General features: G+C 34.9%; 12 protein-coding genes. 11 read left to right on the top strand and 1 reads right to left on the bottom strand.

The features are described 5' to 3' along the window. Positions 1-18 precede the first annotated feature (18 nt). The 11 genes from KBJ98_RS15325 (at position 19) to KBJ98_RS13105 (ending at position 14730) form a co-directional block, all read left to right on the top strand. Complete coding sequence (locus KBJ98_RS15325) at positions 19-1548, top strand: oligosaccharide flippase family protein (RefSeq protein ID WP_317192501.1); 1530 nt, start codon at positions 19-21, stop codon at positions 1546-1548. Continuing rightward, the gene (locus KBJ98_RS13060) at positions 1549-2553 is read left to right on the top strand and encodes a glycosyltransferase family 2 protein (protein ID WP_210791280.1); all 1005 of its coding nucleotides are present in this window, start codon (positions 1549-1551) and stop codon (positions 2551-2553) included. It abuts the gene before it with no gap. A gap of 4 nt (positions 2554-2557) precedes the next feature. Further along, positions 2558-3865: a glycosyltransferase family protein gene (locus tag KBJ98_RS13065; protein WP_210791281.1), complete on the top strand. Its 1308-nt coding sequence runs from the start codon at positions 2558-2560 to the stop codon at positions 3863-3865. After that, positions 3858-4907, top strand: a complete 1050-nt coding sequence (locus KBJ98_RS13070) for a glycosyltransferase family 2 protein (RefSeq protein ID WP_210791283.1) — start codon at positions 3858-3860, stop codon at positions 4905-4907. The genes KBJ98_RS13065 and KBJ98_RS13070 overlap by 8 nt, the downstream gene beginning before the upstream one ends. 15 nt (positions 4908-4922) lie before the next feature. Further along, complete coding sequence (locus KBJ98_RS13075; protein WP_210791285.1) at positions 4923-6080, top strand: glycosyltransferase family 4 protein; 1158 nt, start codon at positions 4923-4925, stop codon at positions 6078-6080. Beyond that, positions 6073-6672, top strand: coding sequence for a sugar transferase (locus KBJ98_RS13080; protein WP_210791292.1), 600 nt, complete (start codon positions 6073-6075; stop codon positions 6670-6672). The genes KBJ98_RS13075 and KBJ98_RS13080 overlap by 8 nt, the downstream gene beginning before the upstream one ends. Further along, entirely contained in the window at positions 6665-7282 is a 618-nt protein-coding gene (locus KBJ98_RS13085; protein WP_210791286.1) for an acetyltransferase, read from the top strand. Before KBJ98_RS13080 ends, KBJ98_RS13085 begins: the two co-directional genes overlap by 8 nt. Then, a complete protein-coding gene (locus KBJ98_RS13090) occupies positions 7275-8423 on the top strand; it encodes a DegT/DnrJ/EryC1/StrS family aminotransferase (RefSeq protein WP_210791287.1) in 1149 nt (382 codons plus the stop codon). The genes KBJ98_RS13085 and KBJ98_RS13090 overlap by 8 nt, the downstream gene beginning before the upstream one ends. Before the next feature lie 717 nt (positions 8424-9140). After that, complete coding sequence (locus KBJ98_RS13095) at positions 9141-11033, top strand: polysaccharide biosynthesis protein (protein ID WP_225899137.1); 1893 nt, start codon at positions 9141-9143, stop codon at positions 11031-11033. A 546-nt stretch (positions 11034-11579) separates the two neighbouring features. Further along, the gene (locus KBJ98_RS13100) at positions 11580-12353 is read left to right on the top strand and encodes a polysaccharide biosynthesis/export family protein (RefSeq protein WP_210791288.1); all 774 of its coding nucleotides are present in this window, start codon (positions 11580-11582) and stop codon (positions 12351-12353) included. A 10-nt stretch (positions 12354-12363) separates the two neighbouring features. Further along, a complete protein-coding gene (locus KBJ98_RS13105) occupies positions 12364-14730 on the top strand; it encodes a GumC family protein (protein WP_210791289.1) in 2367 nt (788 codons plus the stop codon). A 93-nt stretch (positions 14731-14823) separates the two neighbouring features. On the opposite strand, the gene KBJ98_RS13110 is transcribed toward KBJ98_RS13105, so the two are convergent. Continuing rightward, positions 14824-15570 carry a tyrosine-protein phosphatase gene (locus KBJ98_RS13110; RefSeq protein WP_210791290.1) on the bottom strand — a complete coding sequence of 249 codons (747 nt, stop codon included), beginning with the start codon at positions 15568-15570 and terminating at the stop codon, positions 14824-14826. Between the last annotated feature and the right edge of the window lie 183 nt (positions 15571-15753).

The following is a 15753-nucleotide window of genomic DNA, read 5'->3' on the forward strand; positions in this document are numbered from 1 at the left end:
TTTTAAAACAGAATCATAGTGACTCAAAGCAGTAATAAACAAATTAAAACAGCAGCAATTATTTCCTATATATCTATTATTTTTAATATTATTAGTGGGTTAATATATACTCCCTGGATGGTTAAAAGTATTGGTAAATCAGATTATGGTTTGTATGTTTTGGTTTCTTCTTTTTTAATTTATTTTACGATTGATTTTGGCTTAGGTCAAGCAACGGCTCGTTTTTTAGCCAAATATCGCGCTGAAAATGAGGAGCAAAAGGTAAACCAATTGTTGAGTTTAACTACTAAAATTTATTTAGGTATAAGCTTAATAATGATGACAGCGCTAATAGTTGTGTTTTTTTTTATTCAAAATATTTTCATGCAATTAAATGCAGCCGAAATTGAAAAATTCAAAATCATCTATGTAATTGCAGGTTTGTTTAGTGTGGTTTCGTTCCCGTTCATGTCTCTGAACGGCATTTTTATTGCTTATGAACGCTTTGTTGTACTTAAGCTTTGCGATATTTTAAGTAAAATAGGGGTAATACTTTTTATGGTTTGTGCCATTTTATTGGGCTATAAATTGTACGCCCTAATTGCCATAAATGCATTTATAGGGATTATTGTTATTGTGTTTAAATTGAGCTATATATTTAAAACTACTGCAATAAGAATCGATCTAAAATATACAAGTAAAACTTTAACCCGAGAACTTTTTAGTTTTTCTATTTGGAGCAGTATACTCGGAATTGCACAACGTTTGATTATAAATATTGCTCCTACTCTTTTGGGTATTTACTCAGGCACTACGGCTATCGCAGTTTTTTCAATTGGGATACTAATTGAGAGTTATGTTTGGACCTTTGCCAGTGCATTAAATGGTTTATTCTTACCAAAAGTTTCTGGCTTATTATCTACTTCCGCAAATAGAGAGCAAGTATTGCAATTAATGGTAAAAGTAGGTAGAATTCAATTGTTTTTAATTGGGATATTGTACATTGGTATGATAACCTTGGGGCAAGAATTTATCATCCTCTGGATGGGGTCTGAGTTTACTAATTCTTTTCCCATAGTACTTATGCTAATTTTTCCTGGTTTTTTTACGCTTACTCAAGAAATTGCTTCCACATTGTTATATGTTGAAAACAAAATTAAATTTAAAGCTATCATTTATATGGTTGCCGCAATCACGAGTATGGTTTTATCTGTGTTTCTGATACCATATTTTGGCACAATAGGTGCTGCTATGGGCATTGTAATTTCTCTCATAATTTTTGAAGTGATAGGTGTCAATATTTTTTATTATAAAATTATGAAAATAAATATATTTTATTTCTTGAAGGCTTGTTTGTTTAAAATGCTACCATCTTTGGCAATAGTTTTAGCATTTGGTTTGGCATTGAATTATTATATTTCGGCGATTAATTTTGTTGTTTTTTTTATTAAGGCTGGTTTAATTGCTGCTGTATACCTGCTTGTTATGTGGTTTTTTAGCTTAAACAAATATGAAAAAGAATTAATTTTATCTATTTATAAAAAATTTACGCCTAATAAATTAAACTAAATGCCTCTAATCAGTATTATAATTCCGGTTTACAAAGTCGAAGCCTATTTGCATAAATGTATCAATAGCGTGTTGGATCAAGATTTTAAGGATATTGAAATTATCCTTGTTGATGACGGTTCACCCGATAATTGTCCTGCAATTTGCGATGCTTTTGCAAAAAAAGATGCCAGAGTAAAGGTCATCCATAAAAAAAACGGTGGCTTGTCAGATGCTCGTAATGAAGGTATGAAAATTGCTACTGGAGAATACCTGATGTTTTTAGATAGCGATGATTATTGGGACGGTAAAGATTGCTTGTTTAACTTGGTACAATCCATGCAAGTTTCCAACGCCGATATCATTTTGTATGGCGCTAAAGATGTATTTGTAGAGAGCAATACCACCAGAGTAGCAAGAGGAAATTATGACATAGCAACTATTAGAAAAGGGAAAGATGCCGCAATACAGTCCTTATTTGCAACGCATCATTTTCCAGGTTCGGCTTGGATATTAACTATTAAAAGAAGTTTGGTATTAGAGCATGAATTGTTCTTTGTCACTGGCATTAAAGCCGAGGATATTGATTGGCTTATTCATTCGTTTAGCAAAGCAGCATCTTTCGATGCAGTGAATGATGCGTTTTATATGTATATCAAAAACAGACCGGGAGCCATAACGACAACTGCCGATTCAAAAAGTGCAATAGATATTTTGTTTTCAGTATCAAAATGGAGGCCTTTATTAGAGAAAGATTTATCCCCTACCAATACTTACTTGTTGTCTTACTTGGCCTATCAATATATAACGGCTTACATTATTTATGCGGATGTTCCTGCAAATGAAAAAAGCTCATTGTATGCAGCACTGCAAAAAAATGTCGGGATATTAAAATATGCGCAAGGTAAAAAGACGGTAATGAGTAAAATAATAATACAGTTGTTTGGGGTTGAATTAGGAGCTAAAATTTTTAAAACAGTACATTTTGTGATGAACAAATGGCCTAGCTTAAAAAAAATTGTTTAATACAATGAATAAAAAAAGAATATTAGTAATTTCTGGCGAATCCTGGCGCGACGATAGTAATGGCGGTAATGTGTTATCTAATTTGTTCAGCACTTTTACTGACGAATATGAATTTGCGCAAATTTATACGAATCCAGCAATGCCTTCTAATGCTATTTGTACAAAATATTTTCATATTTCTGAAGGAGAAGTCATAAAAGCATTCCTTAAAAACCAAACTTTTGGAAGAGAACTCCAAACTTCAGACTATTTGAATCAAGATAGCAAAGAGGTAGCAAGTACCTCAAGTGCTACTTGGCTTACTTTTTTAAAAAAATTAAACTTCCCTATATTTCACACCCTGCAAGATTTAATATGGAGAGGTTCAAAATGGCAAACACCTGAATTGGAGAAATTTGTTCTAGACTACAATCCAGATGTGATTTTTGCACCAATGTATTATAGTCTTTTTATGCACCGTATTGATCGTTATGTAGCGAATTTGACAGGAAAAAAAATGATTTCTTACGTTTCTGATGATCATCTTACCTTTCGTCAGTTTTCTATTTCTCCTGTATACTGGTTTAACAGACTACTATTGCGAAAAAATGTTATTGCTACCGCAAAACACTATTCCTTGTTGTATACAATGACACAAGAACAGCTTGAAGAATATCAGCCGGTACTGAAAGTACCAATGAAAGTATTGAAAAAAACGGGAAATTTTGAAGGGGTTCCTCCGTTAAAAATAGACTGTGGAAATCCTTTAATTTTAATGTACGGTGGAAATCTAATTTACAACCGTTATAAAACATTGCATAAATTAGCACACGCAATAAAAGAAATAAATCAAAATGGGATTAAAATTCAGCTCCATATTTATACACAGACACCCATCACTGAAAAACTAAAATTGTTGTTGGATGATGGTCAAAACAGTTTGTTATTAGGTAAGGTCTCGATGAAAGAGTTAACTATTAAATATGCGGAGGCTGATTTAGTACTGCATGTAGAATCATTCGAATTAAAGCAGCGATTACTCACCAGACTTTCTTTCTCTACTAAAATTATTGATTTAATGCATACCGGAAGAGGAATTTTGGCCATTTGCTCTAAAGAGAGTTCTCCTTACAAATACCTTAAATCCCAGGATGCCGCCATCTGTGTTGCTGATGTTTCCGATATAAAAAAGACATTATTAGATTTATTAGCCTTTCCGAAACAAATTAATGAATATGCAAGTAAAGCATGGGATTGTGGTAAGAGAAACCATAATGAAAAAAATATTATTAAGGATTTACAGGCCGATTTTAAATCAATGATAAATGAATAATAGTATGATTCATCCCTTAATTTCAATAGTAGTTCCTGTTTATAATGTTGAATATTACCTTCAGGAATGTCTGGATAGTTTGATAAACCAAACGTATCAAAATATTGAAATTATCATAGTTAATGACGAAAGCCCTGATAATTGCCTGCAAATTATTGAGGATTATGCGCGGAAAGATGCTCGTGTAAAATACATTGATCAAAAAAACACAGGACTTTCGGGTGCCCGTAATGCAGGTATCAATCTCTCGAGAGGTGACTTCATCATGTTTGTTGATAGCGATGATTGGATTGATGTAGATTGTTTGGAACAAATGTCAAAATATGCTGCGAATCATGATTTAGTCCTAGCCTCTTATTACCGAGAATTTATTAATAAATCTCAAATACGCAAATTAAATTGTGCAGGGTTTTATTCGTCAGAGTTTATTCAAAGAAGAATTGTAGGGCTACTGGAAGAAGAATTGTCTGATCCATCACAAGCTGATAGTTTAGTGACCGTTTGGGCAAAAATATACAAGAGTGACATTATAAAGCGGTATTCATTACAATTTATTTCAACCAAAGAAATTGGAACATCAGAGGATTTGTTATTTAATTTAGAATATCTTGAATATTGTAAAACCTGTTTTGTTATTGACAGCCCTTTGTATCATTACAGAAGGTATAATTTAAATTCATTTACCTCGACAAATAAGAAAAATTTATTTTTAGACTGGAAAAATTTGTTTGTAAAAATCAATACAATGATTGCCAACAAAAATGAAGATTTTCAGCAGGCTTATTACAATAGAGTGTCCTTAAGTCTTATTGGTTTGGGAATTAACGAAATGAGTAGTTCGGATTCTTTTGTTAAAAAGTACAAAAATTTAAAGGATTATTTAAATGATGATCTTTACGTAAAAGCTTTTTCAAAACTAGATTTTAGTTTTTCACCGTTACATTGGAGGAGTCTCTTTTATTTCGCGAAAATTAGATTTACTTTCGGAGTTTTTGTGGTTTTAAAAGTCATTTATTACATCGTGAAATCTAAGAATAAATAATTTGATTGGTATAAAATGACTAAACCTAAACTCATCCGAACAGCAACGGTAGCCATGTCTTTGGATTATTTATTGAAAGGACAGCTCGCTTTTTTAAATAAAAAATATGATGTAGTTGCAGTTTCAGGAGCAGATGAACACTTAGAAGCAGTGGCGTCAAGAGAAAAAGTGCGAACTGTTTCAGTGCCTATGCAACGACCGATCAAACCATGGCAGGACCTTATTTCTCTCTGGAAATTGTACCGTTTGTTTCGGTCTGAAAAACCTCATATTGTACATTCTATAACGCCAAAAGCGGGCTTGTTAAGCATGACTGCCGCATTTTTTGCAGGAGTTCCTGTAAGGATCCATACTTTCACCGGATTAATTTTTCCTTCAAAAACAGGTATCCTGCAACAAATTTTAATTGTAATGGATAAAATTCTGTGTTTGTTTGCCACACATATTTATCCAGAGGGGCAAGGAGTTCTTCAGGATTTAAAAAAGTTTGGCATCACTAATAAAAAGCTTTCGGTATTGGCAAACGGTAATGTGAACGGAATTGATGTAGAATATTTTGACCCCAAACAACTAGAACCAGCTAAAATTGTCGCACTAAAACAAGAATTGAATATTGAAGTAACTGATTTTGTTTATATTTTTGTTGGTCGTTTAGTAGCAGATAAAGGTTTAAAAGAATTGGTGGCTGCCTTTTTGAAATTGGAGTCACAAGTTAGGGGAATCAAACTACTATTGGTAGGTCGGCTAGAGCCTGAACTCGACCCGCTTGATGAACACACTATACAAGCTATTCATGAGTCAAATAGTATCATTGAACTTGGCTTTCAAAAAGACGTGCGGAAGTATTTTTCGATAGCCAATGCGCTCGTATTTCCTAGCTACCGCGAAGGTTTTCCAAATGTAGTATTGCAAGCAGGAGCTATGGGGTTACCCACAATTGCGACCGATATTTCTGGATGTAATGAAATTATTAAACCAGGATACAACGGAATTTTAGTGCCTGTAAAAAATGATGTAAAACTTTTTGATAGTATGTTTCAATTGGTGACAAATAGGGTGTTTTGTAACGAACTAGCTTTCAATTCACGAAGTGTAATTGTTGAAAAGTACCAACAGCGATTAGTTTGGGAAGCCATAGCGGCTGAGTATAATAGAATTTTATATGATGTATAAAGATTTTTTTAAAATCATTTTTGATAAATTAGCCAGTGCAATAGGATTGGTTTTGCTTAGCCCTATATTTTTGATTTGTACCATAGGATTGTTTTTTGCCAATCACGGCAAACCCTTTTTCTTTCAAAGCAGACCAGGTAAACACGGGAAAGTGTTTCGAATTATTAAGTTCAAAACAATGAATGAAAAAAAGGATACAACTGGTAAATTGCTTTCAGACGCAGAGCGATTGACAGTAATTGGGTCTTTTGTGCGCAAAACCTCATTAGATGAAATTCCTCAATTAATTAATGTGTTAAAAGGCGATATGAGTTTAATAGGGCCAAGACCATTGCTAGTATCCTATTTACATTTATACTCTGATTTTCAAAATCGCAGGCATGAAGTAAAACCAGGCATTACAGGTTGGGCACAAGTGAATGGGCGCAACGCCATAAGTTGGGATAAAAAATTTGAATTGGATGTCTTTTATGTAGATAACCAGTCTTTTGCACTAGATTTCAAAATTTTATTAATGACAATTCAAAAAGTAGTAAAAAGCGAAGGTATTAACGCTGCTAATGCAGCTACAATTGAACCTTTCAATGGCTGAGAAGTTATTTTTGTACGGGGCAAGTGGTCATGGTAAAGTGTTGTTTGACTTAATTCAGTCGAATAATCAATCAGTTGATGGCGTTGTTGATGATAACCCACTTTTGTACGATCTACTGGGAGTTCCAGTATATAGGAGTACTGAATTAAATCAGTTTCAAGGGAAGTTACTTATTTCAATTGGAGACAATGCCGTGCGTAAAGGGATTGCAAGGACTTGGTCCTCTAAAAAATTCTTTAAAGCAATTCATCCTAAAGCTACCGTCTCATCCTATGCAAACGTAGGGGTTGGCTCCGTGGTAATGGCGCACGCTGTTGTGCATGCGGATGTACAAATAGGAGTACATTGTATAGTAAATACGGGGGCTTTGGTAGAGCATGATTGTAGCATCGGTGATTTTGTACACATCTCACCTAACGCTGCTGTAGCAGGTAATGTGATAATAGGCGAGGGAACACATGTAGGAATTGGTGCTTGTATCATTCAGGGAATTCAAATTGGTAAATGGGTTACAATAGGCGCAGGAGCCGTAATTATTAAAGATGTGCCAGATTATGCTGTTGTAGTTGGTAATCCTGGAAAAATTATAAAATATAAAAAGAATGAATAATTCAAAAATTTGGTTGTCCTCTCCACACATGGGAGGCAATGAACAAAAATACGTACAAGAAGCTTTTGATAGTAATTGGGTAGCGCCTTTGGGTCCTAATGTTAGTGGTTTCGAAAAAGATTTAGAATCGTACTTAGGGAACAACGCACATGTTGGCGCTTTAAGTTCAGGTACAGCAGCATTGCATTTAGGGTTGGTGCTCCTTGGGGTACAGGCTGGTGACGTAGTTTTATGCCAAAGTATGACTTTTTCTGCATCAGCAAATCCAATTTTGTATCAAGGTGCAATACCAGTGTTTATAGATAGTGAGACCGCTACATGGAATCTTTGCCCCGAAGCACTTGAGCAAGCAATTGTACAGGAAATAGCCAAAGGAAAAAAGCCTAAGGCTATTATTGCAGTGCATCTATACGGAGTTCCGTATCAAATTGAAGCCATAAGAGCGATAGCAGATCAATACGAGATTCCTATTTTAGAAGACAGCGCAGAAGCATTGGGCAGTACGTACAAAGGCCAAAAATGTGGCACTTTTGGTGATATTGGCGTCCTGTCTTTTAATGGTAACAAAATTATTACCACTTCTGGAGGTGGTGCTTTGGTGGCAAAATCAGAGGTAATTAAGGAGCGAGCCATTTTTTATGCTACCCAAGCAAGAGATGCAGCACCGCATTACCAGCATAGTGTTATTGGCTATAATTACAGAATGAGTAACATTTGTGCCGGAATTGGTCGCGGACAAATGGAAGTACTAGATGATCATGTAGCAAAACGTCGTGAAATGCATGATTTTTACGAAGAATTATTTCAAGACCAAGAGGGTATAACTGTATTCACCGCGCCTGACTCGGATTATTTTGCAAATTATTGGCTAAGCGCTATCGTCATAGATCCCGAGAAAACAAATGGTTTGACTAGCGAGAAATTACGCTTGGCACTTGACGAGCACAACATAGAATCGAGACCATTATGGAAACCCATGCACCTACAACCTATTTTTGAGCAATATGCCTATTATGGTACAACGGTTTCTCAGGACCTGTTTGAAAATGGATTGTGTTTGCCATCAGGGTCGAATTTGACTGAAGATGATAAAACACGAATTAATTTAGCAATAATGGAAATACTAGTCAGTTTTAAATAACGCGTTGAGTGAAATTAGTAGGAACGTCAGTTGGAGTATTTTTTATGTAGTAAAACCGAACAACACTTCTCGGTACGCTTCGCTACGCAAAGTGACGCATATCGAGAACCGTTTTAATTGAAATTTTTCCATTTCCTCAGTTCAAGGGAAGGGGGCTACACTTTTTTCTTCCCCAACCTTTGGAAAAAAAACTTGATCAGGCATAAAATCGAAAGTAAAAATCAATTTCACCCTGCGTGTCGGCATTCTTTTTTTGTCTAAATTCGAAAGCGAATAGTAAAATAGTTTTTTGTTTTTGACTTGAGACAAAAAATACGCTATAACTATTTGTAAAATATTTTTGTTAGTGGAAAACTCTTTCAATCAAAAATCCGATGAAAACAAAATGATTTTCGATAGAAATATTGCGTTTATAACAAGTCACAATTTGATTTTTTTAGTTGTAATATTAATTCATTCTTCGTCCTAGATACTCCATACATACTCCGTACATACCCCATACATAACCGCAACATATCCTATAGTTGTTTTCAGAAAAATCAGGTTTGTAATTTCAAAAATATTTTTAGAAATGCGGGTGTGTAATAACGTATTTTAATTCTTATATTTGTCCTGTAAGTTATATCAAATCAATCAAAAATTTTGCGTAATTCTTCTACAAAAAAACCTACTCAATTTATCGCTGCCATTGCAGATAAGCTGAATTTGAGAATAAACATGAAAAACTTAGGCTACTTACCGAGATGGATTATTGTGAGTATTGACATGATGATTTTAATGATTTGTTTCGTGTCTACTTATTTAATTTTTAAAGGGATGCGGATGGATTACATTGTGACCCATCACAACATTGCATTTGTTTCCTCTTTTTTTGGAACCAATTTGTTTTTCTTTTGGCTCTTCCGTACCTATTCTGGTATAATTAGACACTCTTCTTATATCGATGCTATAAAATTATTCTTCTCTCAAGCAGCAGTGTTGATAGTATTCGTCTTGTTGAATTTTATTTGCTTGGTTGCTCTTGGTTTTAAACCTTTATTAAACACGGCTTTATTTTTTAATACAATTTTGTCCTTTTGTGGTTTGTTTTTATACCGCGTTTTGGTGAAACAAGCGTTTGAATTGTATTTTTCGGATAAAAAGAGCGCAAATCTTATTCGAACGGTGATTTACGGGACCGATGCAAATGCTATTTCGGTTGCCAATGCACTTAATTTTGAAACACCTGCTCGTTTTAAAATTGTCGGATTTGTGGATAAAAACAATCAAAATGCGTCCAAAAGGATGTTAGATTTACCCATATTGGTCTTGAAAAAGAAATTACCAACATTGATGCGATCTGTAAATGCCCAAAGTGTCATTATTGCAGATAAGTCGTTGTCTAAAGAAGACCAAATTGCATTTGTGGATCAATGTTTAGAATATAACTTAAAAGTCTATACCGTACCATTGATTTCGGATTGGGAAAATCAAAAGGAAATTTCGCAAAAAGTAAAGACCATTGAGATTGAAGATTTACTGGAGCGTAAACCTATCGTTTTAGATAATAAAGGGATCTCTAAACAATTAAAAGATAAAGTAATCTTAATTACAGGGGCTGCAGGATCAATAGGTAGCGAAATCGTAAGACAAGTGATTACTTTTAATCCAAAATTGGTCATCATGCTGGATCAGGCCGAAACGCCATTGCATCATTTGCAACTAGAAATGGGGGTTTTAGGAAGTAATGTTGAGGTTCGTACTATAATTGGTGATATCCGAAATGAAGAGGCAATGGATATGGTTTTTAAAACCTATGCGCCACAAGTTGTTTTTCACGCTGCAGCTTACAAACACGTGCCCTTAATGGAGGACAATCCTTGTCAAGCTATTTTTACAAATGTAGCAGGTACAAAGCTATTGGCAGATTTATCATGTTTGTATAAGGTCAAAAAATTTGTAATGGTCTCTACAGACAAGGCAGTAAACCCAAGTAATGTGATGGGAGCTAGTAAAAGAATCGCGGAGAAATACGTGCAATCACTTCAGTTGAAAAATCAACAGGAGAACGGAAAAGCAGCAACAAAATTTATCACCACCCGATTTGGTAATGTTTTAGGATCCAATGGATCTGTAGTGCCGTTATTTACAAAACAAATTGCACAAGGTGGTCCTGTAACCATAACACACAAAGATATTATCCGTTATTTCATGACGATTCCCGAGGCATGCCAATTAGTGCTAGAGGCAGGCGCAATGGGTAAAGGAGGCGAAATTTATATTTTTGACATGGGTAAACCTGTTCGAATTATAGATTTGGCTCGTAAAATGATAAAATTAGCCGGATTTGTGCCTGAAAAAGACATAAAGATTGAAGTAGTGGGTTTAAGACCAGGAGAGAAATTGTATGAAGAACTTCTCAATGATACGTCAAAGTCTATCCCGACTCATCATGCAAAAATCATGATTGCTCAAGAAATCCAAGAGGAGTACGAGATTCTTCACCAGGAGATTTACGAATTGTTATCAATTTCTAAAAATTTCGATGGGGATGCCATCGTAGGGCAAATGAAAAAAATTGTACCCGAATTCAAGAGTATGAATTCGAGTTTCGAAATATTAGACAAATAGAAAAAATACATAGATATATAATAATAGGATTAAACGAAACAGGCACTTAGGAGCCTGTTTTTTTTTGTCCTTAATTTTAAGAAAATGGCATCACCTTTTAGGTTTTAACTGCGTGTAGTTCATGTTAGACTGAGCGCAGTCGAACTCAAGATTAGCAGAATCAGTGTCAGATTGAGCGCAGTCGAAGTCAGTCTGAGTACAGCCATTGTAAGGATGAGCGCTGTCGAAACCTCAATAAAGTAAATGTTAATGATATTGATTATCATTAGAAAGTCATATCGATACATAGCTATTAAATTTGCGAAGGCTATCGAAAGTTTTTTCTATTTTTTTTTTTTTTTTTTTTTTTTACCGATAATATTATAAATGAAGTGTTAGGTAATTTTATCCAGACGGTTTGGTATAAGTTAAAAAGTCGAGTGGGGTGTTGTAATTGCAAGCGTTGCAGTGTAAGTTAATGCTAGAATTTAAAAGTGTCTAAGCATAAATGTGACAAGTTTGTATGATTATAATTACTATCTTTGGCACCTTTATAAACTGATAAATATGAAACACATTCTAAGACAGAAATTAGCAGTTATTGTTGTTTTTGTATTGTTGTTCTCGTCTTGTGCTTCTCGCCAAGATATGATTTATTATCAAGATATTGATAATCAAGGGGTACAAAAAGGCTTGAGTAGCTACGAAATTAAAATCCAACCAGATGATGTACTGTCACTTTCGATTTATGCTGATGATGCAGAGGCAGTAAAGTCATTTAACTTAAATTTAGCCCCTGATATGTCTACGGGTGCTAATGCTCGACCATCTTACCTTGTAGATGCTAATGGGTATATTGATCTTCCTACCATTGGGAAATTCAAAATTAGTGGGTTATCTCGCAGTGAGGCTTTGCAAGCACTGGAGAAGGAGTTGTCAAAATACATCAAAAAGCCAACAATTAGTCTTAGAATAAGTAATTTTAAAATCGCCGTACAAGGAGAGGTTAATGCACCAGGAGTTTTTCCTATTGTGTCAGAACGAGTGACTCTAATGGAGGCAATAAGTATGGCAAAAGATTTGACGATATACGGGAAACGTAATAACATTTTAATTATTAGAGAGCTAGATGGTGTTCGATCTTATAATAGAGTCGATATTACAAAAGTATCATTCATGAATTCACCTTTTTATTACCTATCTCAAAACGATGTGGTGTATGTGGAGCCTAATCAGAATAAAATTAACGGGTCTGCAATTGGTCCAAGTACTACTTTCATTTTTTCAATTACAGGCATTTTGATTTCTCTCGCAACATTGATAATAACTTCTTCTAAATAAAATAGTAAACATGGAAAATAATTTAATGGGAAACGATGCTCCTGAACAAGATTTTCAGATAAGAGCTATTGTAGATCAGTATCTATACTATTGGAGGTGGTTTGTATTAGGAGTAGTACTTAGTTTAAGTGTTGCTTTTATTTATCTTAGATATTCAGTACCGCAATACAAAGCGGCGATGACTATTTTAGTAAAAGATGATAAAAAGGGAGGTTTGTCATCTGAATTATCAGCATTCGCAGATATGGGAATTTCAGCTGGAAAAAGTAATTTAGATAATGAAATCGAAATCTTAAAATCACGCAGCCTAGTCGAAAATACAGTACGTAAAATGAATTTGAATATTTCGTTTATCGTCGAAGGCAAGGTATTGAGTGCCAATCTTTATAATAGTGCCCCAATTTTAATTAATTACCTCGAAAAAAAATCTGATTTTTATAAAGAAAGTCGATCCTATCAGTACCTAGCTTTGTCTAACGATACTTTTCAGTTTACAGATTTGCTTGGCAAAGGAAATGTTTTAGAGGGTGGGAAAAAGGTGTTTCGTTATGGTCAAGCAATTAGAACCAAATACGGTACCTTAGTGATCAATAAATCGTTGGTCAATTTGCAGCCTTATAGTGAGGATGTAAAGCCAATAAATATTGTTATTAACCCATTAGAAAGTGTGGCGGCAAGTTTTAAAGCTCGTTTAAATGTGGCGCCATTAAGTAAAACGAGTAGTATTGTCGAACTTTCTATGGTGGATCCTGTGGTTGAAAAAGCAGAGGATTTTTTGAATAATTTGGTGCAGAATTACAATGAAGAAGCTGCTGCAGATAAAAATTTTATTTCTGAAAATACTTCAAAGTTTATCGCTAATCGTTTAGCATTAATAACAGAGGAACTCGATGGAGTAGAGAAGAACGTTGAAAGGTTTAAAACGGATAATCAATTAACAAATATTGAGTCCGAGGCCCAGCTATTTATGGAGGGTTCAAACCAATACGACAATAGAGGAATAGAAACAGATATCCAATTGAATGTAGTGGCATCATTAATGGATTTCTTAAAGAAAAGCACCGCATCTGATTTGTTACCTGCTAATATTGCTAGTGGTGAGGCTAAAGAGTTGATTGAGCAATACAATCAATTAGTGCTTACACGGAATCGAGTTCTCAAAACGGCAACAGAGGCCAATCCCACGGTAGTAAAAATTAGTGAACAAATCACTGCCTTGAAATCAAATGTGGTCGCTAGTTTAAGTCGCCAAAAAAGCAATTTGATGATTCAAAAGAGAGATTTGGGAAGTCAAGAAGGTATTTTTAATAGTAAAATAAAAAAAATTCCGTCGCAAGAACGTCAATTTAGGGTGATCGCTCGCCAACAAAAAGTAAAAGAAGAGTTGTACTTGTATCTTTTGCAAAAACGCGAAGAGACAGCTATAGCGCTTGCTGCTACTGAGTCAATTGCACGTGTAGTAGATTCTGCTAAAGGCTCAAAAACGCCAGTAGCTCCAAAAAAGAATATTATCTATCTTGGTGCTTTGCTCTTAGGCTTGTTAATTCCTTTTGCAATTATTTATTTGATGGATCTTTTGGATACTAAAATTAAAAGTCGCTTGGATTTAGAGGGTAAAACTTCAGTGCCTTTTATTGGTGATGTTCCTTCATCAGACTCTCCTTCTGAAATTATCAGGTCAGAAAGCCGTACGAGTACCGCCGAAGCACTTCGAATTATCCGAACGAACTTAGAGTTTATGTTGACCAAGGTGCCTGAAGGTATCGCAAAAACAATTTTTTTGACATCGACCTTTCCTAAAGAAGGTAAAACCTTTGTTTCAGTAAATTTAGCGGCCACTTTTGCTTTATCAGGAAAAAAAGTCTTGCTAATCGGTATGGATATTCGTAATCCAAGACTAGATGAGTATTTGTCGATTCCAGATCGTGGTGTAACTAATTATTTGTCTAGCAAAACACTAGTTTTAGAAGATTTAATTGTGAAATATGATGGTTTTGAAGATTTCCACATTCTACCAGCAGGTATTATCCCTCCCAACCCAGCTGAGTTATTAATGAATAAAAAAGTAGATGGACTTTTTGAATCACTCAAAAAACAATACGATTACATCATCGTTGATACAGCGCCCGTAAGTTTAGTGACAGATACTTTATTGATAGCGAAACATGCGGATTGTTTTATCTACGTAGCTCGCGCTAACTTCTTAGAAAAACGAATGCTTAATATACCAAACACTTTGTTCAAAGAACAAAAGTTGCCTAACATGTGTATGCTTCTAAACGATACCGATTCTACTAAAGGTTATGGTTATGGTTACGGCTATGGAGCAAAAGTCGAGAAAAAAGTGTGGTACAAACGACTACTAGGAATCAAATAAACAATACCGTCCAAAAAAAAGCGGGTACTGTAGTGTTAAACTGCAGTACCCGCTTTTTTTATGTTATTTAGGTCTTATGTTTTCAAGCCGGTTTTAAAGACTTGTACTTTTAAAAAATTGATTGTTACCAATAGCTTCTTCAAGAGGTTTTAGGTCTTTTAAAAGTACTTTGTTTTCAAAAGCAGCAATGTGTTTTAAATGATGTACATCCGTGCCTACATAAGTATACATGCCTTTCTGTAGTAATTGATTTGCGATTTTTGCAATCGCTTCACCATAATAACCTACTACCGAAAGTAGGTTCAATTGAAAAACGCAGCCTGCTCGCAAAAGTTTATCATACTCGCTGCTGTTGTTGTGATAAAAAAGGTAGCGTTCAGGATGTGCTAGCACTGGAGTGTATCCCGCCACTTGCAAGTCAAACAAAATATTGTACAACTGTATTGGTGCATTGATGTATGACATTTCTACTAAAACATAATTATCTTTTAAAGTCAATAGAGTGCCTTCTTGAAAAAGAGTGACGAACAGATCGTCCATCAAGTATTCTGCTGCAGCTTTAAAAGGCAATACAAATCCGTTTGCTTTTAAGTCAATTAAAGTAGATTGTTCCTTTTCAATAATACCCTCCTTGGTGTTATTCCATACATGTTGAATAATATGAGGAGTAGTAATGATTTCAGAAATCCCAAAACTTTGCAACGCCTTTACAAGAGCTTGGGTGTCGCTCATAGCTTGAGCCCCATCATCAATACCTGGAAGCAAGTGAGAGTGTATGTCAATATGATGATCAGGGATTAAGTCCCTCAAGATCGGTTTGGATTTTAAGAATGTAAACATGCTGCAAATATATATAAAGTCCACTATTATTGTACGCCTCTTGGTATATTCAATTTCGATACATGACTCCATTTTATTACTGTTGACATTATTGATGGATAGGATGTCTCTTTTGGCGTCCCACCTTTCTTGCCCTTGCCTTTTGTTTAGGCAAGACCAAGAAAGGCGTCGGGCTATTCGCTA

The organism is Flavobacterium erciyesense, from assembly GCF_018069925.1.
Classification (GTDB): domain Bacteria; phylum Bacteroidota; class Bacteroidia; order Flavobacteriales; family Flavobacteriaceae; genus Flavobacterium; species Flavobacterium erciyesense.